The 19,764-nt window shown below is 58.9% G+C and carries 19 protein-coding genes; 7 read left to right on the top strand and 12 right to left on the bottom strand.

Going from position 1 to position 19,764, the window contains the following annotated elements:
- Positions 1-3: 3 nt before the first annotated feature.
- Complete coding sequence (locus ACL2XO_RS22160) at positions 4-351, bottom strand: YacC family pilotin-like protein (protein WP_132926052.1); 348 nt, start codon at positions 349-351, stop codon at positions 4-6.
- Between the two features lie 252 nt (positions 352-603).
- On the opposite strand from ACL2XO_RS22160, the gene hpt reads away from it, so the two are divergent.
- A complete protein-coding gene (gene hpt / locus ACL2XO_RS22155) occupies positions 604-1,140 on the top strand; it encodes a hypoxanthine phosphoribosyltransferase (protein ID WP_413725452.1) in 537 nt (178 codons plus the stop codon).
- A 178-nt stretch (positions 1,141-1,318) separates the two neighbouring features.
- On the opposite strand, the gene can is transcribed toward hpt, so the two are convergent.
- A complete protein-coding gene (gene can / locus ACL2XO_RS22150) occupies positions 1,319-1,975 on the bottom strand; it encodes a carbonate dehydratase (protein WP_132926056.1) in 657 nt (218 codons plus the stop codon).
- A gap of 109 nt (positions 1,976-2,084) precedes the next feature.
- Here can and ACL2XO_RS22145 point away from each other — a divergent pair, with 109 nt between their 5' ends.
- Together ACL2XO_RS22145 and ACL2XO_RS22140 are read left to right on the top strand one after the other, a co-directional pair.
- Entirely contained in the window at positions 2,085-3,020 is a 936-nt protein-coding gene (locus ACL2XO_RS22145; protein WP_132926058.1) for an ABC transporter ATP-binding protein, read from the top strand.
- Positions 3,020-3,787 (top strand): ABC transporter permease, encoded by a 768-nt coding sequence (locus tag ACL2XO_RS22140; protein ID WP_203524051.1) that lies wholly within the window; start codon positions 3,020-3,022, stop codon positions 3,785-3,787. The genes ACL2XO_RS22145 and ACL2XO_RS22140 overlap by 1 nt, the downstream gene beginning before the upstream one ends.
- 69 nt (positions 3,788-3,856) lie before the next feature.
- Here ACL2XO_RS22140 and panD read toward each other — a convergent pair whose 3' ends face one another.
- The 9 genes from panD to thpR all read right to left on the bottom strand — a co-directional run bounded on the left by panD (position 3,857) and on the right by thpR (position 11,122).
- Positions 3,857-4,237: an aspartate 1-decarboxylase gene (panD, locus tag ACL2XO_RS22135; RefSeq protein WP_132926062.1), complete on the bottom strand. Its 381-nt coding sequence runs from the start codon at positions 4,235-4,237 to the stop codon at positions 3,857-3,859.
- Between the two features lie 115 nt (positions 4,238-4,352).
- Complete coding sequence (panC, locus tag ACL2XO_RS22130; protein ID WP_132926064.1) at positions 4,353-5,207, bottom strand: pantoate--beta-alanine ligase; 855 nt, start codon at positions 5,205-5,207, stop codon at positions 4,353-4,355.
- Positions 5,208-5,224: 17 nt separating this feature from the next.
- Positions 5,225-6,019, bottom strand: a complete 795-nt coding sequence (gene panB, locus ACL2XO_RS22125; RefSeq protein WP_413741536.1) for a 3-methyl-2-oxobutanoate hydroxymethyltransferase — start codon at positions 6,017-6,019, stop codon at positions 5,225-5,227.
- 190 nt (positions 6,020-6,209) lie between these two features.
- Positions 6,210-6,716, bottom strand: a complete 507-nt coding sequence (gene folK / locus ACL2XO_RS22120; protein WP_413725451.1) for a 2-amino-4-hydroxy-6-hydroxymethyldihydropteridine diphosphokinase — start codon at positions 6,714-6,716, stop codon at positions 6,210-6,212.
- Positions 6,716-8,131, bottom strand: coding sequence for a polynucleotide adenylyltransferase PcnB (pcnB, locus tag ACL2XO_RS22115; protein WP_207918071.1), 1,416 nt, complete (start codon positions 8,129-8,131; stop codon positions 6,716-6,718). The genes folK and pcnB overlap by 1 nt, the downstream gene beginning before the upstream one ends.
- A gap of 59 nt (positions 8,132-8,190) precedes the next feature.
- Positions 8,191-9,108, bottom strand: a complete 918-nt coding sequence (gene gluQRS / locus ACL2XO_RS22110) for a tRNA glutamyl-Q(34) synthetase GluQRS (RefSeq protein WP_132926071.1) — start codon at positions 9,106-9,108, stop codon at positions 8,191-8,193.
- An 82-nt stretch (positions 9,109-9,190) separates the two neighbouring features.
- Positions 9,191-9,646, bottom strand: a complete 456-nt coding sequence (gene dksA / locus ACL2XO_RS22105) for an RNA polymerase-binding protein DksA (RefSeq protein ID WP_132926073.1) — start codon at positions 9,644-9,646, stop codon at positions 9,191-9,193.
- Positions 9,647-9,791: 145 nt separating this feature from the next.
- Positions 9,792-10,550 (bottom strand): DNA/RNA nuclease SfsA, encoded by a 759-nt coding sequence (gene sfsA, locus ACL2XO_RS22100; protein ID WP_132926075.1) that lies wholly within the window; start codon positions 10,548-10,550, stop codon positions 9,792-9,794.
- Positions 10,551-10,582: 32 nt separating this feature from the next.
- Entirely contained in the window at positions 10,583-11,122 is a 540-nt protein-coding gene (gene thpR / locus ACL2XO_RS22095) for an RNA 2',3'-cyclic phosphodiesterase (protein WP_132926077.1), read from the bottom strand.
- 251 nt (positions 11,123-11,373) lie between these two features.
- On the opposite strand from thpR, the gene hrpB reads away from it, so the two are divergent.
- The 3 genes from hrpB (at position 11,374) to fhuC (ending at position 17,660) form a co-directional block, all read left to right on the top strand.
- The gene (gene hrpB / locus ACL2XO_RS22090; RefSeq protein WP_413741535.1) at positions 11,374-13,833 is read left to right on the top strand and encodes an ATP-dependent helicase HrpB; all 2,460 of its coding nucleotides are present in this window, start codon (positions 11,374-11,376) and stop codon (positions 13,831-13,833) included.
- Positions 13,834-13,928: 95 nt separating this feature from the next.
- A complete protein-coding gene (gene mrcB / locus ACL2XO_RS22085) occupies positions 13,929-16,463 on the top strand; it encodes a bifunctional glycosyl transferase/transpeptidase (protein WP_413741534.1) in 2,535 nt (844 codons plus the stop codon).
- Between the two features lie 399 nt (positions 16,464-16,862).
- Positions 16,863-17,660 carry a Fe3+-hydroxamate ABC transporter ATP-binding protein FhuC gene (fhuC, locus tag ACL2XO_RS22080; protein WP_132926083.1) on the top strand — a complete coding sequence of 266 codons (798 nt, stop codon included), beginning with the start codon at positions 16,863-16,865 and terminating at the stop codon, positions 17,658-17,660.
- 85 nt (positions 17,661-17,745) lie between these two features.
- On the opposite strand, the gene hemL is transcribed toward fhuC, so the two are convergent.
- Positions 17,746-19,026 carry a glutamate-1-semialdehyde 2,1-aminomutase gene (hemL, locus tag ACL2XO_RS22075; protein WP_413725447.1) on the bottom strand — a complete coding sequence of 427 codons (1,281 nt, stop codon included), beginning with the start codon at positions 19,024-19,026 and terminating at the stop codon, positions 17,746-17,748.
- 350 nt (positions 19,027-19,376) lie between these two features.
- On the opposite strand from hemL, the gene erpA reads away from it, so the two are divergent.
- Complete coding sequence (erpA, locus tag ACL2XO_RS22070) at positions 19,377-19,721, top strand: iron-sulfur cluster insertion protein ErpA (protein ID WP_132926086.1); 345 nt, start codon at positions 19,377-19,379, stop codon at positions 19,719-19,721.
- Positions 19,722-19,764: the final 43 nt, after the last annotated feature.

Here is a 19,764-nt window from a genome sequence, read left to right as displayed (position 1 = left end):
CGGTTATTTGGCGTAGGCAAGTAAACTGAGCGAATTGGTGGCCAGGGATTCACACTTTTTCGGTGTAGGGACAGCGATGCCGCTGAGATCACGGTAGCTGTCTTCCCCCATGGCGCGCATATCATAGCTGCCGTAGTTGCTCAGATCCCAGCGATTCTGCTGGGCGAAGATCAAAATGGCCCGGCGGATCTGTTCATTGGGCATATCGGTATAACCGCAGTTGTTTTTCAAATAAACAAACACGGCGGTCAAATCGGCCATGTCCTCGGCTTCGGCTTCGGATAGGGCCTGCGACGCTGAAGAAAAGCCCAGTAACCCCAACAACAGCATCGTCAATACGGTGTGTTTCATGTTAAAACCTGAATCAGTCATTATGCGATGACGTTATCATATTTAATGATTTGCGCCCTATGTTTTTTGCCCCTCGCCTCACTCGTTGACGCGGACCTGTTTAAAGTATGGGCCAGCATGGACAAGCTGTCCCTCGCCGCGGATAAAAAAGCTTGCCTGGGAATCTGCCCGGCATCGCCACGGACATATCGCCCCGTTCGGCGGGTTGTGATAAAATCCGCTTCCTTTCCCGATTCTTTTTCTGGCTTCGTTATGAAACACACCGTGGACGTCATGATTTCCCAACAGGAGATCGCTACCCGTATTGCCGAATTGGGGCGCGAGATCAGCGCGCATTATCAGGCGAGCGGCAGCGAAATGGTTTTGGTCGGCCTATTGCGCGGCTCTTTTATGTTTATGGCCGATTTATGCCGCGTCGTGACCGTACCTCATGAAGTGGATTTCATGACCGCCTCCAGCTATGGCAACGGCATGAGCAGCACCCGCGATGTCAAGATCCTCAAGGATCTGGATGAAGATATTCGCGGCAAAGACGTACTGATCGTTGAGGATATCATCGATTCCGGCAACACCCTGAGCAAAGTCCGCGAGATATTGCAACTGCGCCAGCCCAAGTCGTTGGCCATTTGCACCCTGCTGGATAAACCGGAGCGGCGCGAAGTGCCGGTGACGGTGGAGTGGGTGGGTTTTGCCATCCCGGATGAATTTGTCGTCGGATACGGCATCGATTACGCTCAGCGCTACCGCCACCTCCCCTATGTCGGCAAAGTGGTAAAGCTGGCGGAGTAATCGCTGCCGCACACCCCAGATGCCGCGGTAGGCCCGATGACACCGCACGTGCAACAATCCTGTTAAAGGGAGAGCGTCCTATGGTGCAATAGGCCCGCTTACACTGAACGTGCAACGAGCCTGTTGAAGGAAGACCTCGTTTGCCGAGGCGGGGCGAACCGGCGAATGCCGGAGGAGCTTACTTGCCGTGTTGCTGCAGTAGCGTAGCGATACCCTGCCGGTAACGCTGTTCCAACGTTTCCCGACTGGTGGCGGAAACGTCCAGATTACGCAACAATCCATCATGTATACTGTAAACCCAGCCGTGCAGCTGGACCTTCTGCCCACGCTTCCAGGCTGAACGCATAATAGTGGAGTGGCCAAGGTTGTACACCTGTTCTATCACGTTGATTTCACATAACGTATTGATACGCTCATCCGGGTGGAGCTCCCCCAGCAATGAGCTATGCTTGTACCACAAATCACGGATATGCAGCAGCCAGTTATCTATCAGGCCCAGCTCCGGATTATCGATAGCGGCCTGAACGCCGCCGCAGCCATAGTGGCCGCATATGATAATATGCTCGACCTCCAGCACATCCACGGCATATTGCACCACCGACAAACAGTTCAGGTCGGTATGAATGACCAGGTTGGCGACATTGCGATGAACAAACAGCTCGCCGGGCTCCAGTCCGGTCAGACGCTCCGCCGGGACACGGCTGTCTGAACAGCCGATCCATAAAAAACGCGGCCGCTGGGCCAACGATAATTGCTCGAAAAACCCCGGGTCTTCCTCTTTAAGATGTTTGGACCAAGCCTGGTTATTGGAAATGAGGTCAGTGATGTCTTTCATTGTGGTTTTTAGCCCGTAGCGTCGTATTGCGATGGGTTAATATAGGCTAAGCCTATTTTTTTTAAAATAAGTTCGTCACTTCCATTGAGAATAAGGTAATTCGCGACATATGACATATGCACTGGAATTGGAAAAGTTGGCCAAGACCTACGCGGGAGGCGTACAGGCGCTAAAGGGAATTGATTTGAATGTGGAAGCCGGGGATTTTTATGCGCTGCTGGGGCCGAATGGGGCAGGGAAATCCACCACCATCGGCATTATCAGCGCATTGGTAAACAAATCCTCCGGCAAGGTCAGGGTGTTCGGCTACGATATCGATAAGGACATCGTTAACGCCAAACGCCAACTTGGCCTGGTGCCGCAGGAATTCAATTTTAACCCCTTTGAAACCGTTTCGCAGATCGTGGTGCATCAGGCCGGCTATTACGGTGTCGAGCATAAGCTGGCGGAGCAGCGCGCCGAAAAATACCTTAAGCAGCTGGATCTCTGGACCAAACGCGATGAGCGGGCCCGTATGCTCTCCGGCGGCATGAAGCGCCGCCTGATGATAGCCCGCGCCCTGATGCACGAGCCCAAGCTTTTGATTCTCGACGAGCCCACCGCCGGCGTGGATATCGAGCTGCGCCGCTCGATGTGGGGCTTTCTGCGCGACCTGAACAGCAGCGGCACCACCATCATCCTGACCACCCACTATCTGGAAGAAGCGGAAATGCTGTGCCGCAATATCGGCATAATCCAAAACGGCGAGCTGGTGGAAAATACCTCTATGCGCCAGCTGCTGTCCAAGCTGAAATCAGAGACATTTATCCTCGATCTGGCGGCCAAAAGCGCGTTGCCCAAATTACAGGGCTATCGCAACCAACTGCTGGATACCAGTACCCTGGAGGTGGAAGTGATGCGCGAGCAGGGTTTGAACAGCCTGTTCAGCCAGCTCAGCGCTCAAGGGGTACAGGTATTAAGTATGCGCAACAAGGCCAACCGGCTGGAGGAACTGTTTGTGACGCTGGTAACGGACGATAGGGATAGCAGGAGAGCCAAAGCATGATGCGGCTTTATTGGATAGCGTTACAAAGTATTTGGCGCAAAGAGATTAACCGTTTCGGCCGTATCTGGATTCAGACCCTGGTGCCGCCGGTGATTACCATGACGCTCTATTTTATCATTTTCGGTAATCTTATCGGTTCGCGTATCGGCGATATGCACGGCTTCTCCTATATGCAATTTATCGTGCCGGGGCTGATTATGATGGCGGTGATCACCAATGCCTACACTAACGTGGCCTCGTCCTTTTTCAGCGCCAAATTCCAGCGCAATATCGAAGAGCTGCTGGTGGCGCCGGTGCCTACCCATGTGATTATTGCCGGCTACGTGGGGGGCGGGGTGGCTCGCGGGATTTGCGTCGGGATCCTGGTGACTGCGGTGTCGCTGTTTTTTGTGCCTTTCCATGTCCACTCCTGGTGGGTGGTGACCATTACCTTGGTGCTCACCGCGGTACTGTTCTCCCTGGCGGGCTTGCTAAACGCGGTCTTCGCCAAAAGTTTTGACGATATCAGCCTGATTCCCACTTTCGTCCTGACGCCGCTAACCTACCTGGGGGGGGTATTCTATTCCTTGACCCTGCTGCCGCCGTTCTGGCAGGCGGTGTCAAAATTGAATCCCATCGTATATATGATAAGCGGTTTCCGGTTCGGCTTTCTCGGCATCAGCGATGTTCCGCTGGCGCTGACCCTGTCGGTGCTGATTATTTTTATCCTGGGGTTCTATTGGCTGTGCTGGTTTCTGATTCAGCGGGGAAGCGGGTTGCGTACCTGACGGGAGAGGGTTTTACCGGCGTCCCTTATTCCGAAGAGAGGGGACGCCGCGGCGGCATAACGTGAAAAGTCAGGCCACCTGAACCGGTACCGCCTTGGCGGTCCGTTTCAATTGGTTTTCGTCGTCGAAGTAGGCGACTTTCGGCTGATGTTGCCGGGCTTCTTCATCGGGTAATTGCACGTAGGCGCAGATAATCAGCAGATCGCCGACGCAGGCGCAACGCGCGGCGGCACCGTTGACCGAGATAATGCGCGACCCGCGTTCGGCGGCAATGGCATAGGTGGAAAAACGCTGGCCGTTATCGACGTTGTAAATATCGATAGCTTCGTATTCCAGAATACCCGCCGCCTCAAGAAAATCCTGATCGATGGCGCAAGAACCTTCATAGTGTAAATCTGCCTGGGTGACATGAACCCGGTGCAGTTTACCTCGTAGCATGGTGCGTAGCATAACGTTAAGCCTTTGTACTTTCCCCCGAAGGGGAGTTCAAATATAGATTTCGGTCGGTGCAAACAATATATGCCCTAACTCATTCCAAGTATGACGGGTATAGAGTCAAACACCTTTACAGTGTCAGGTCAACTTGCGCATTGTCGATTAACCGCGCCTTGCCCAGCCAGGCGGCCACCAGGATCACCGCCCGGGTGCTTTCGGCGGTCAGCGGCCGCAGGGTGAGCGCATCGCGGATATCCAGGGCGTCCGGAGTCAATCCCGCCAGCTTCAGCTGGTTTGCCGCGTCTTCCAGCAGTTCGCCGGTGTGCCGTTCGCCGCTCTTCAAGCGGGCCACCACCGATTCCAGCACCCGGTGCAGCTCCGGCGCCAGCCGGCGCTCCTCGGCGCTGAGATAGCCGTTGCGCGAGCTTAACGCCAGGCCGTCGTCGGCCCGTACCGTGGGCACGCCGACAATGTCGATATCGTAGCCCATATCCGCCACCATCTGGCGGATCAAAGCCAACTGCTGGTAATCCTTCTGGCCGAAGCAGGCCACGTCCGGCTGCACCAGATTAAACAGCTTGCTGACGATGGTGGCCACGCCGCGGAAGTGGCCCGGACGCAGGGCGCCTTCCAATATGCCGGAAAATCGCGGCACATCCACGTAAGTCTGGCTGTCCAAGCCCCGCGGGTAGATGACCTCCGCCGCCGGGGCGAACACCATGTCCACACCCCGGCGGGTCAGTTTTTCACAGTCTTCCTGCAAGCTGTGCGGATAAGCCGCCAGATCTTCGGCGCGATCGAACTGCATCGGGTTAACAAATATACTGACCACCACAATATCGGCACGGGCCCGGCTCTCGTCCACCAGGGCCATATGGCCGTCGTGGAGATTGCCCATGGTGGGAACCAGCGCAATGCGTTTACCTTCCTGCCGCCACTGTTTGACGGTTTGACGCAATAGCGGCGGAGTCTCGATAATTAGCACGCCATCTCTCCTGTCAATTAGTAAAAACTATGCTCCGGGGCGGGGTAAAGGCCTTGCTCCACTTCTTCGGCATACAAGCGGATGGCTGAACGGATATCTCCCCCCTTGGCAAGGAAATCCTTCGCGAATTTGGGCGTACCCTGCCCGGTAATGCCCAGTGCGTCCTGCATAACCAGAATCTGTCCGTCGGTGACGTTGCCGGCTCCGATGCCGATAACCGGTATGGACAATGCCTCGGTGACCCGCTGCGCCAGCGGGACCGGCACGCATTCCAGCACCAGCAGTTGCGCGCCGGCCCGCTCCAGGGCCAAGGCGTCGTTGTATAGCTGCTCGGCGCTGTCGGCGTCGCGGCCCTGTATTTTATAGCCGCCGAAGATGTTCACCGACTGCGGGGTCAGGCCCAGGTGGCCGCACACCGGCACGGCCCGTTCCGTCAGTCCGCTGACGGTGGGCGCCAGCCAGGCGCCGCCTTCCAGTTTTACCATGTTGGCGCCGGCGCGCATCAGTTCCGCTGCGCTGTCATAGGTTTGCTCCGGAGTGGCGTAACTCATGAACGGCAAATCAGCCAGCAGCAGGCAGGCCGTCGCTCCGCGGCGTACGCAGCGGGTGTGGTAAACGATGTCTTCCACCCGGACCGGCAGGGTTGAGTCATGGCCCTGCATAGTCATGCCGAGGGAGTCCCCCACCAGCATAACCTGGATGCCCACCTGCTCGAATAAACGGGCAAAGCTGGCGTCGTAGGCGGTAATGGAGGCGAATTTGCGCTTTTGCTGTTTCCATGCGCGCAAATGGGAAACGGTGGTCATTTTCATCACAACCTCAGTCTGGCCGGGATAGGCAAAACAATTCGGAATGGCGGATTATTCTAAATGAACCGGCTAACCGGTGATAGCGATCTCTGCATAAAACGTGCGGAAAATTATCCGGCCCGGCCGGCGGATGCGAGCGGCGTAAGTCATCGGTTATGAGGGAAGCATTGTGATAAGGGGGGGCGGCAGTCGGTCAGAAGCGTTGTACGCGGTGCTGGTCATCCCAATAGTCCAGGCCGTTGAGCGGAACACGGTCAAGCAGGGCGGCAAGCCGCTGTCCATCCGGGAAGACCAGTCCGGGCGCCAATTCCGCCAGCGGATAAAGCATGAATTCGCGGTTTTGCATATCGTAGTGAGGTATGGTCAGCCGTTCGGTATGGATTTGCAGGTCGCCGAACAGCATGATATCCAAATCAAGCGTGCGCGGTCCCCAGCGGTTGACCTTGCGTACGCGCCCCTGCTGCCGTTCAATGGTCTGGGTATGTTGCAGCAGCGTCTCGGGGGACAGCCCGGTATCGAATCCTACCACCGCATTGAGATAATCGGGCTGATCCTGCGGTCCCAGCGGCCGGCTGCGGTAATAGGAGGAGCAGGCCGTTAACCGGGTGTCGGGCAGCGCGGCCAAAGCCGCCAGGGCGGCATCAACCTGGCGCAAGGGTTCCGCCAGGTTACTGCCGATAGCCAGCCATACCGGCGTCATCAGGCGGGATCGCGATAGGGGGTACGGCGGCGGGGGCGGCGCGGACGCTGATGGGCGGCGCCGTCCTCGCTCAGGGTGCCCAGCAGGGAGTTCTGGCTGGGCGGCGCTGCAACCTGAAATTCTCCCCACCACTGCGTCAGGCGCTGCAGCTCGGCGCTGTTTTCCACTTCGGCGCGCAGCGCCAGCAGATCGTAGGCCGCGCGGAATTTCGGATGTTCTATCAGCTTGAAGGCGCGTTTACCCTGGCGCCGGGACAGGCGCAGCTGCAATTGCCAGATATCGCGCATCAGCGTCGTTAGGCGCTTGGGGATGGCCAGGGAGCGGCATTGTTCGTCGAGAATATCGTTCAGCGCCAGGGAAAAAGCGTCGAAATACACCAGCCCGCCTTCCTGCGCCAGCTTTTGCGCCTGTTCCAGCAACGGATACCACAGCATGGCGGAAAACAGAAACGCCGGGTTCACCCGTTTGTCGTTCTGTATTCGCTGATCGGTGTTTTTGAGCACCTGGGTAACCATGCGTTCCATATGACTGTCGCCATGCTCGGTGAAGTTGCGGCTGATCAGGGGGAACATCGGCTGGAATAACTGGTATTCGCACAGCAGGCGGTAGGTGGGTTCGCCGTAACCGGCCTGGAGCAGCTTGAGGGATTCCTCAAACAGCCGCGCCGCGGGGATGTCCCGCAGCAGGGAGGCCAGACGCGGGATCGGCTCGGCGGTAACCGCATCCACGGTCATGTTCAGCTTGGCGGCGAAGCGCACCGCCCGCAGCATGCGCACCGGATCTTCCCGGTAGCGCGTTTCAGGGTCGCCAATCAGGCGGATGACGCCCGCCTGCAAATCGCGCATACCGCCGGTATAATCGCGTACGGTGAAATCCGCCACGCTGTAATACAGGCTGTTGATGGTGAAATCGCGGCGCTGGGCATCTTCTTCGATGGAGCCGAAGATGTTATCCCGCAGCAGCATACCGTTATGGGCCTGCAGGGAAGCCACCGGCGCCTGCGAGGCCGCGTCATCGTCATCCGGCTCGTGGGCCGAATGGTGGCCGCGGAAGGTGGCGACTTCGATGATTTCCGGTCCGAACATAACGTGGGCCAGGCGAAAGCGGCGGCCCACCAGGCGGCAATTGCGAAACAGCTTACGCATCTGCTCGGGGGTGGCATTGGTGGTAATGTCGAAATCCTTCGGCTTTCTACCCAGCAGCAGGTCGCGTACACCGCCTCCGACCAGATAGGCCTCATACCCGGCTTTGTTCAAGCGGTAAAGCACCTTCAATGCGTTTTCACTGATCTCTTTGCGGGAGATAGAGTGCTGGTCGCGCGGGATAATCGTCAAAGGGCGTCTATCCTCTGGTGCCGTCTCCGCGCTTTCACGGTTCAACACCTTACGGCAGAAGTTGGCTACACGGGTAAAAATAGTACACCTCAATAGTAACAAATAAACAGTAGCAGCAAATAACAGCGGCTAATCATAGCTCACCCCGCGTTTTTTGAGAACGGGGCAGGGCCTGTAACCGGTTCGATGGCGCAAGACGATAACGGTACGGCCGACAGCGACCAATGTTCTATCGCCAAGTCTAACATACTCTCCAGCGTCAAATCCCGCCACCCTTGCGCTACCGGTTGATTTAAAAAACGTAACGCCGCCAGCAGGGTCGGGCGGGGATCGCCGCCGGGCAGCACAGGGGCGTGGTTTTGTTTGGAAAGCTTCATCCCCGAGGACGTCAGCGCCAGCGGCAAATGAATATACGCCGGTTCTTTATAACCCAATTGCCGGTAGAGCGCCAATTGGCGTACGGTAGGCTCGATCAAATCCGCCCCTCGCACCACTTCGGTAATCCCTTGCGCCGCGTCGTCAACCACCACCGCCAGGTTATAGGCGAACAGCCCGTCGCGGCGGCGGATGATAAAATCCTCCCGTGCCAACGCCGGGTCGGCCCGAATTTCGCCGCGCAGGCCATCGCGAAACGACATGACCGGACGGGTCTGGCGCAAACGGATGGCGGCATGCTCCGCCGGCAAATCGAGCTCGCTGCAATGGCCGTCGTAGCGGCCGCCGAGGGCCTGGATGCGGGCGCGGCTACAATGGCAGTAATAGCTGAGTCCGCGCCGCTTCAACTCCGCCAGCACGTCGAGATAAGCCTCACGGCGTTGCGACTGGTACCACACCTGTCCGTCCCAATGCAGGCCATAATCGGCCAGCTGGCGCAGGATGGTATCGGCGGCGCCGGGAATTTCGCGGGGAGGGTCTATGTCTTCGATACGCACCCGCCACAGTCCGCGGGAGGCACGGGCCTGAAGATAACTGCCGAGGGCGGCCACCAGGGATCCGAAATGGAGCGCGCCGGATGGCGAAGGGGCGAAACGCCCCGTATATAGGCTATGTGTAGACATTCAAGAGGAAAGGCGAACCCGTAGCGTTACCCCGATGCCCGCACTCTGCTCCCTGAGAGGCATCGGTGAACGTGATTGATTCTTAACCTGCCATCTGCTTTTCGCGGATTTCAGCAAGTGTCTTGCAATCAATGCATAAATCGGCTGTCGGACGCGCTTCCAGGCGACGAATGCCGATTTCAACCCCGCAGGATTCGCAGTAGCCGAAATCACTGTCTTCCACCTTTTTCAAGGTCTTTTCGATTTTCTTGATTAACTTTCGTTCCCGATCACGGTTGCGCAGTTCCAGGCTGAACTCCTCTTCCTGCGCCGCCCGGTCGACCGGGTCGGGGAAGTTGGCCGCCTCGTCCTGCATATGTGAAACGGTACGCCCCACCTCATCTCTGAGCTGATTGCGCCACGCATCAAGAATACGCCTGAAATGCAGCAGCTGGGCAGGGTTCATATACTCTTCACCCGGCTTCTGCTGGTATGGTTCCACCCCGGCGATGGCGAGAATGCTCAAGGAGGATGTCTTACGGTCTTGCCCTTCTTGCATGTTGCTTCTCCTTCATAACACGCACTATCGATCCCCAACGTGGGGAAAAAACAGGCCGCTATAAATAACAGATGACGCTAAGGTTGGCAATTATTCCTGACGCCCACTTGACAAGTATGTGAAGAAAGGCGTATTCGGCGACCCGTTAAGCCAAGGAAATACGGGACCTTTTGCTCTTTTCCCGGCTTGGATCGCCATCAAAATTAAAAAACGGTATCGGGGTATGCAACCTGATACCGCCAGGAGATAACTGCGCACCGTAGCAAAGTACTTCTACGCCTCTGCGCTGCGCCTGCAATAACATTTCTGCATAGAGCGGATCAATGTGCCGCGCGGGCGCCATCCTGGTGATCCCGGAATGCAGCACCGCAAAAAACAGCACGGCGCGCTGCCCCGATTCCGCTATAGCTTGTAATTCTCGTAAGTGTTTTTGTCCGCGTAATGTTACGGCATCGGGAAAATATCCCCATTGTTGCTGCAACAATGTTACCGATTTCACCTCAATATAGCAGTTGGGGCGATTTTCTGCTGCTAATAACCAGTCAATACGGCTATTTTCTGCGCCATAAGCCACTTCGGCCCTGAAGCTGTTATAACCGGACAGCTCCGGAATTGCGCCGGCAGCCAATGCCTCGCCCAGTAAATAATTGGCCCGCAGCGTATTTACACCTATCCATTGACCACAAGCGGTTTGGGTTAGTTCCCAACTGTGGGGATATCTGCGCTTGCGATTATCCGAGGTTGAATACCACACCTGATCGCCGGGCGCCCCACAGCCGGTCATGGCGCCGGTATTGGCGCAATGAATCGTCAGCTCCTCGCCGTCGGGGGTGACCACATCCGCCAGAAACCGCTTGTAACGTTGTACCAGGCGGGCGGGTTTTAAAACCGGTGTAAATTCCATAGATTTTCCGTTAAGGAGTTTCCGTTGGCGGATCAGGGGAGTCGCGCCGCGAGCGGCCAGCTTTCCAGCAGCATATATCGGGTACGTCCGTTTTCAAACGCCGAATGATAAAGATTGAAGGCGTTGACCTCCGTTTGCCAGCCCGGCGTGGCGGCGGGCAGGGATACGCCGGTAAACGCCTGGCGCAGCAGCGATATATGCGGATGATAGGGCATAGGGCTTTGATAACAGCCGTTCCGGGCGGCCTGGGCCCGCAGCCATTGCGCCAGTTGCAGCAATCCCCGCGGCGGGCTGCGCAAACCGAGCCATACTACCCCTGGACGCGGCCAATGACCGCAATCATCCAGGGTCAGCGTAAACGGCGATTGTTGCAATCGGGCGGCGGCCGCGCGCAATGCCTGCTCTTTATTGGCGCTGACCTCACCGAGGAACGCCAGAGTGAGATGCAGATTTTCTGCGGCCACCGGTCGCCCGGTCTCGGCCGAAAACTGCGCGGCACGCCATTGGATCACCTCTTGCCGGAGATTTTCAGGCAACGGCAGGGCAAAAAACAGACGTCGGGTGTCGGTCATTAGGCATATACCTCGCGAAATCCTGGACAATAGTATATACCCGTCACCTTTCAAGTTGCAGGCGCGTTGGCTACGTTCATTCACCCGAATCACTTACTGATGTAAGCTCATCGGGTTCTCTCGCTTGCCGCCTGCCTGCAACCCGAAATGTATTGGGTATAATCCCCGCGGTAAATCCGGTGGCGGGGATGTTGCGCGGTTGCCGATTGTTCTGTTCTTTAATCAAGCGATGCTACAATGCCCGACTTTAAATGTTAACCCTTAGTGGAGACGACGTGACGTCATTACCGGTCAGCGCCGTGGTGGATGAACTGCTGGCGGCGTTGCGAGACGCCGGCCAGGTGCTGCTGCATGCCCCCACCGGCGCCGGCAAATCCACCTGGCTGCCGCTGGAATTACTGCGCCGCGGCGGGCTGCCGGGGCGAATAGTAATGCTGGAGCCCCGGCGGCTGGCCACCAAAAATATTGCCCTGCGGCTGGCGTCGCAGCTGGGGGAAAGCGTCGGCGCAACCGTGGGCTACCGTATGCGCGCCGAGAGCCGCATCGGCGGCGGGACCCGGCTGGAGGTGGTGACCGAGGGCATACTGACCCGAATGCTGCAGCAGGACCCCGAGCTGCCCGGCGTGTCGCTGGTGATCCTGGATGAGTTCCATGAGCGCAGCCTGCAGGCGGATTTGGCGCTGGCCCTGCTGCTTGATGTGCAGCAGGGGTTGCGCGGGGATCTGCGTTTGTTGATCATGTCCGCCACCCTTGACGATGAGCGTCTGCTGTCGCTGCTGCCCGGCGCGCCGGTTATCCGCTCCGTCGGGCGCAGTTTCCCGGTGGAGCGCTCGTACCATCCGCTGCCGTCCCAGGGGTGGCCGGAACCGGCCATCGCCGCCGAGGTGAACCGCATGCTGCGGCTCCATTCCGGTTCATTGCTGCTTTTTTTACCCGGCGTCGCCGAGATACGCCGCGTGCGGGATTTGCTGGCGGAGCGGGTGGCGGAGGACGTGGATTTATGTCCGCTGTACGGCGCATTGTCCCTGGACGAGCAGCAGCGGGCCATCCGCCCGGCGGAGGAGGGACGCCGTAAAGTAGTGCTGGCCACCAATATCGCCGAGACCAGCCTGACCATTGAGGGGATCCGGCTGGTGGCGGACAGCGGTCTGGAGCGGGTAGCCGATTTTGATGCCCGCAGCGGCCTGAGCCGGCTGCAGACCCAACGCATCAGCCAGGCTTCCATGGCGCAGCGCGCCGGCCGCGCCGGCCGGCTGGCGCCGGGCATCTGCTGGCATCTGTTCAGTCAGCCGCAGGCCGAGCGGGCGCCGGAATACGGTCAGCCGGAAATCCTGCACAGCGACCTGTGCGGCATGTATCTGGAACTGCTGCTGTGGGGCTGCCGGGACGCGTCGGAACTCCGCTGGCTTGACAGTCCGCCGGAGCCGATGATGGCCGCGGCCCGCGACACCCTGCGGCAATTGGGCGCTATTGATGATGCCGGCCGGCTTACCACCGTCGGGCGCGCTATGGGGCGGCTGGGCTGCGATCCGCGCCTGGCGGCCATGCTGTGCCACGGAGAAGGCCACGACGACGGGCTGGCCACGGCCGCGCTGCTGGCGGCGATTATTGAAGAGCCGCCCCGCAGCGGTTCCCCCGATCTGCGCGATTACCTGGCCCGCCCGCAATCCCACTGGCTGCGGCGCGCCAAACAGTTGGCGGGCCGGCTGTCGCCGCGCTGGGGCACGCCGGACGGCGGGCGGGCGGAAGCGCTGCTGGCATGGGGGTTCCGGGATCGCATTGCCCGGCGCAGGGACCTTTCGGGGCGTTATCTGCTGGCCAACGGGCTTGGGGCCGCGCTGCCGCCCGACGAGGCCCTGTCCGCCGCCGAGTGGCTGATTGCGCCGGGTCTGCTGCAGGTGAGCCGTAATCCCGACGCCACCATTCGGCTGGCGATGCCGCTGGATATTGCTATGCTCATCGCTCGGTTTCCACAGTGGGTAACCGTGGAAACCGCCATGCGCTGGGACCGGGAGAAAGGCAGTTTGCGGGTGGTGCGGCGGGAACAGATCGGCAGCCTGGTATTGCTTGAGCAACCGCAGGCCAGGCCGTCCGCCGAGCTGATGCAGCAGGCGCTGTTGAACTGGGTCGCGGAGCAGGGACTGTCGGTGCTCAATTGGGATGAGCCGGCGCAGCAGCTTCGCCAGCGCCTGCTGTGCGCCCGTGAGTGGCTTCCGGAAACGGACTGGCCGGCGGTGGACGATGCCGCGCTGCTGGCGGAGCTGCCGCGGTGGTTGCAGCCCTCCCTGACCGGCGTGCATGATGTGCGTGCCCTACAGCAGGTAAATCTTGGCGAGGCGCTGATGCGGCTATTGGACTGGCCGCAGCGCCAGCGGCTGGAGAGTGCGTTGCCCAGCCATTACACTGTGCCCACCGGCAGCCGGCTGCCGGTGCGTTATCGCCACGGCGAGCCGCCGGTGCTGGCGGTGCGGATGCAGGAGATTTTCGGAGAACAGAGCACGCCGCTGCTGGCGGAAGGCCGCGTCGGGCTGGTGCTGGAACTGTTGTCGCCGGCGCGGCATCCGTTACAGAAAACCGGCGATCTGGCGGCATTTTGGCGGGGCGCTTACCGCGACGTGCAAAAAGAGATGAAAGGCCGCTATCCCAAACATGCATGGCCGGATGACCCCGGCCGGGCGGCGCCAACCCGGCGCACCAAGAAATATCAGTAATATCGAGTTGAATTTCAGAGGTTTCCTCTATCGCAGATGGCGGCAGTGGAACAGAGTAGGCGGGGATTCCGTCGGTAGTAGGGAGAGTAACAACGATGTCTGGGGATGACCGTGAACCAATCGGACGTCATGGAAGGCCGTCCGATCGCAAAGTGCCGCGCAGGCAACCGGTGCGCAGCCGCCGGGACGACGATGATGAAGACGATCAGGAAGATTATGACGACGAAGAGGAAAAGGTAATGCCGCCGCATAAAGGGAAGTCGCGTCCGCCGCGTAAAAAAAGGCGCCTGCTCGGCTGGATGATCAGGATTTTTATCCTGCTGATCATCTTACTGGTTTGCTATGGATTCTACCTCGACGCCCAGGTACGCAGCCGAATCGACGGCAAGGTCTGGCAATTGCCGGCGGCGGTCTACGGCCGTATGGTTAACCTCGAGCCGGGCATGCCCTATAACAGGAACGAGATGGTCAACTTGCTGGAAGGCATGCAGTATCGCCAGGTAAGTCGTATCACCCGTCCGGGGGAGTTTACCGTGCGGGCCAATAGTATCGAAATGCTACGCCGCCCGTTCGATTTCCCCGACAGCAAAGAGGGACAAATCCACGCCCGCCTGACCTTTGATCGCGATAAGCTGCTGGAAATCCAGAATCAGGATACCCAGCGCAGCTTCGGCTTTTTCCGGCTCGATCCCAAGCTCATCACCATGCTGCAATCCCCCAACGGCGAGCAGCGGCTGTTTGTGCCCCGCGCCGGTTTCCCCGATTTGCTGGTGGACACCCTGATTGCCACCGAGGACCGCCATTTTTATCAGCATGACGGTATCAGCCTCTCTTCCATCGGCCGCGCGCTGCTGGCGAATATCACCGCCGGCCGCGCGGTGCAGGGCGGCAGTACCCTTACCCAGCAACTGGTGAAAAACCTCTTTTTGACCAATGAGCGATCCCTGTGGCGAAAAGCCAATGAAGCCTATATGGCCCTGATCCTCGACTACCGCTACAGCAAGGATCGCATCCTCGAGCTTTATCTTAACGAGGTGTATCTCGGCCAGAGCGGCAGCGAGCAAATCCGCGGATTCCCCTTGGCCAGCCTCTATTATTTCGGCCGGCCGGTGGAGGAACTCAGCCTCGATCAACAGGCGCTGCTGGTGGGCATGGTCAAAGGGGCCTCCCTGTATAATCCCTGGCGTAATCCGCAGCTGGCGCTGGAACGGCGTAACCTGGTGTTGAGACTGCTGCAGGAACAGCAGGTGATTGACGGAGATTTGTATAACATGCTCAGCGCACGTCCGCTGGGGGTACAGCCGCGCGGCGGGGTGATTACGCCTCAGCCGGCGTTTATGCAGATGGTACGCCAGGAACTGCAGCAGAAGCTGGGTGACAAGTATAACGATTTGTCCGGCGTGAAAATCTTTACCACCCTGGACCCCATTTCCCAGGATGCGGCGGAAAAAGCGGTGGAAGACGGCGTTCCGGCGCTGCGTGCCGCCAGGGGCGTCAATGACCTGGAGAGCGCCATGGTGGTGGTGGACCGCTTCAGCGGCGAGGTTCGGGCCATGGTGGGGGGATCGCAGCCCCAGTTCGCCGGTTTCAACCGCGCCATGGACGCTCGCCGTCCGGTGGGGTCGCTGGCAAAACCCGCTACCTACCTTACCGCCCTGAGCCAGCCTGATAAATACCGACTTAATACCTGGCTGGCGGACGAGCCGATTTCTCTCCGGCAGCCCAACGGCACCCTATGGGCGCCGAAAAACTACGATCGTGAATTCCGCGGCAAGGTGATGCTGGTGGATGCCCTGGCCAATTCGCTGAATGTGCCGACGGTGAACCTGGGCCTGTCGGTGGGACTGACGGATATCAGCGGCACCTTGCAAAAACTGGGCATTCCGAAAGAGGTTATCAACCCGGTGCCGTCGATGTTGCTGGGGGCTATCAGCCTGACGCCGATGGAAGTGGCGCAAGAGTACCAGGCCATCGCCAGCGGCGGCAACAAAGCGCCGCTTTCGGCGGTGCGTTCGGTGATAAGCGAAGACGGACGGGTGTTGTACCAGAGCTTCCCCCAGGCGGAACGCGTGGTGCCGGCCCAGGCGGCGTACCTGACCCTATACGGTATGCAGCAGGTAGTGGCGCGCGGCACTTCGCGCTCGCTGTCGGTGAAATTCCCCAACTTCCATCTGGCGGGCAAGACAGGTACCACCAATGATCTGCGGGATAGCTGGTTTGCCGGGGTGGACGGCAAGGAAGTGTCCATCGCCTGGGTCGGCCGCGACAATAACGGTCCGGCCAAGATAACCGGCGCCAACGGCGCGCTGACCATCTATCGGCGTTATCTGGAAAACCAGCCTCCGCTGGCGCTGAATCTGATTCCGCCCGAGGGTATCAATCAGATTTCCATCGATTATGCCGGCAACTTTGTCTGCGGCGGCGACAGCAATATGCGGGTAATCCCGGTATGGACCGATAATCCGCAGTCGTTATGCCAGGCCAGCCAGCCCATCGCCCAGCAGCCGAATGTACCGGCGCAGCCCGGCGACGGACAGCCGGCCCAACAGCCTTCCCAGCAGCAACCGGCCCAGGACTCGGAAAAGAGCGATGGGGTCGCCGGCTGGATAAAGGACATGTTTGGGAAATAACAACCGCCGATCGTGCAACGACCGTGTTAAAGGGAGAGCGCGCCAATGGGGTCGAAGCCGCCGTCTGGCGGCGGCCGGAGCGCCCCATGGCACGCTAGATACCGTTCGGTCTTTATGGCGGAGGGAAGATAAGTCATGGGGGATGAGTCTAGCTACAGGCTTCAATGCCCAAGGCCCGCCACCATCTCACCCATGACTTCCCGATGATCAATCGGGGATTGTTACCCGAACAGGGTAGGCAATCAAGATATAAGGCCCGCCATCACCCAGACCTCAATCGGGGCGGGCCATGCAACTCAACGGGAGATTCTCCTTGCAGTCCCCGATCCGTTATGTCTATGATTGCGTCTTTGAATAATTCTCATTAACTTTATCAGCCGCGCAAACAAGATTGGGCTTATGCAAGATTCTCTCATATCACAGCACGCAGATTTCGTCTTAGACCAGGTCAGCTTTTCGGTTCCCGGCCGGGTACTGCTTCAACCCCTCTCATTTTCTTTCCCCCACGGCAAGGTTTGCGGCCTTATCGGCCACAACGGCTCGGGGAAATCCACCCTGCTGAAAATCCTCGGCCGCCACCAGGACGCCACCGGCGGCGTGGCCCGGCTTAATGACAAACCGCTGTCGGCCTGGGAAAGCAAAGCGTTTGCCCGGCAGGTGGCGTATTTGCCACAGCAGTTGCCGCCGGCGGAAGGCATGACGGTGCGTGAGCTGGTGGCATTGGGCCGTTATCCCTGGCACGGTGCACTGGGACGTTTCGGCACCGCCGACCGGGAACATGTGGACGACGCCATCAAGCTGGTGGGCCTGCAATCCTTCGCGCAGCGGCTGGTGGACAGCCTGTCCGGCGGGGAACGACAACGCGCCTGGCTGGCCATGACCGTGGCGCAGGACAGCCGGTGCCTGTTATTGGACGAACCCACCTCGGCGCTGGATATCGCCCACCAGGTGGATGTCCTGGCGCTGATCAAACGCATGAGCCGCGAGCGCGGCCTGACGGTTATCGTCGTACTGCATGATATCAACATGGCGGCCCGTTATTGCGACCATATTGCGGCGTTGCGCGGCGGCGAAATCATTGCCCAGGGATCGCCGGAAGAGTTAATGCAAGGGGACGTGCTGGAGCAAATCTACGGCATTCCCATGGGCATTTTGCCGCATCCCGGCGGCGGCGCGCCGGTCAGCTTCGTCTATTGATTACCAGGTTCGGGCTACACCGTCCTGGCCCGGTCCCGCAGCCTTTTAGCGGTAAAATTCACCGCCGTGTGTGTCTAAACGCAGGTTATAATCTGGCGAAACTGCGGCGGGCGGCATCCACCGTGCGGTCAATATCCTCGTGGCTGTGGGCCAGCGACATAAAACCCGCCTCATAAGCCGACGGCGCCAGGTAAATCCCTTCATCAAGCATCATATGGAAAAAGCGCTTAAAGCGTTCGGTATCGCAGGACATGACGTCCTTATAGCAGGTCACGGCAGGGGCGTCGGTAAAGAAAAGTCCGAACATGCCGCCCACATGGTTGACCGCCAGGGAGACGCCTTCGGCCCGCGCCGCGTTCAGCAACCCCTGCGCCAGCCGATCGGTAAGACCGGCCAAGGTCTGGTAGATACCGGGCTTGGTGAGTTCATTCAAACAGGCGTAACCGGCGGCCATGGCGATAGGATTGCCTGACAGGGTACCGGCCTGATAGACCGGGCCGGTGGGCGCCAGCGCCTGCATCACTTCACGGCGGCCGCCGAAGGCCCCCACCGGCATGCCGCCGCCGATGATCTTCCCCAGGCAGGTCAGGTCCGGCGTTACGCCGTAATACGCCTGCGCCCCCGCCAGCGCCACCCTGAAACCGGTCATCACCTCGTCGATAATCAGCAGCGCGCCGAACTCATCGCACAGTGCCCGCAGCCCCGGCAGGAAATCCGGCAGCGGCGGCACGCAGTTCATATTACCGGCCACCGGCTCGACGATAATACAGGCGATTTCCCGCGGATACAGCTCGAACACCTGGCGCACCGAATCCGTATCGTTAAAGGTACAGGTCAGGGTATGCTTGGCGAAATCCGCCGGCACGCCTGGAGAACTGGGCTGGCCCAGGGTGAGCGCGCCGGAGCCGGCTTTCACCAGCAGGCCGTCGGCATGGCCGTGGTAGCAGCCCTCGAATTTGATGATTTTATCCCGGCCGGTATAGCCTCTCGCCAGGCGGATGGCGCTCATGGTGGCTTCTGTGCCGGAGTTGACCATGCGTACCATATCCATTGACGGCACGAGCTCGGTCACCAGGGCGGCCATTTTCACTTCCATTTCCGTCGGCGCGCCAAAGCTCAGGCCATGGCCGGCCGCTTCGATGACCGCGTCGCGTATCGCCGTATGATTATGGCCGAGCACCATCGGTCCCCAGGAGCCGACATAATCGATATAGGCCTTCCCGTCCACATCATACAGCCAGGCGCCGTCCGCCCGCTCGATAAACGGCGGCGTTCCTCCCACGCCGTTGAAGGCGCGCACCGGAGAATTCACTCCGCCGGGGATCAACTGTTGTGCCTGCGCGTACAGTGTTTCGGAATGGCTCATTACTCGGTTCCTCGTTGGAAAAAAACATCGGCCCGGTAAGTGTAATAAACTGGCCCGCAATAAGACATCTTTGTGAGCCTCCGCAGGCCAAAACTTTTCTTTAAAACGCAGGGACATCCCCGCCGGTGACGCAGTTTTCAGGCGGGAAACCGCTTTATTCGTCGATCTTGGTCCTTATGGCCGGAACGCCAGGCGCTAACCCCAGCATCGGAAAAGAGGTAGCACTCAGCGGTAAACAAAATATCCTCAATGGACAATACTTGAACGTTAAAGACAGGTAGCGGATAATGATTTTACTAATCAGGTTGTTTTGCCTTCAGCCTGACGGCCATGTTTGGGAGTGAGAGTCAATGAGTGAAACTGCGGTATTGCCATTACAATTTACCGATTCGGCGGCAAAAAAAGTCAAGAATCTGATCGCGGATGAAGAAAACCCGAATCTTAAACTGCGGGTTTACATTACCGGCGGCGGTTGCAGCGGCTTCCAGTATGGATTTACTTTTGACGACAAGATTAACGAAGACGACATGACCATTGAAAAACAGGGCGTGGCGCTGGTGGTGGATCCCATGAGCCTGCAATATCTGGTAGGCGGATCGGTGGACTACACCGAAGGACTGGAGGGATCGCGTTTTGTGGTCAACAACCCGAACGCCAAAACCACCTGCGGCTGCGGCTCGTCCTTCAGCATTTAATCGTCAGGGGCCCTCGCGGCCCCCATTCCTGATTATCATCCTG

The organism is Sodalis sp. RH15, assembly GCF_047324255.1.
Classification (GTDB): Bacteria; Pseudomonadota; Gammaproteobacteria; order Enterobacterales; family Enterobacteriaceae; genus Acerihabitans; species Acerihabitans ligni.
The sequence above is the reverse complement of the archived record's forward strand: the minus strand, read 5'-3'. Positions and strand labels throughout refer to the sequence as shown.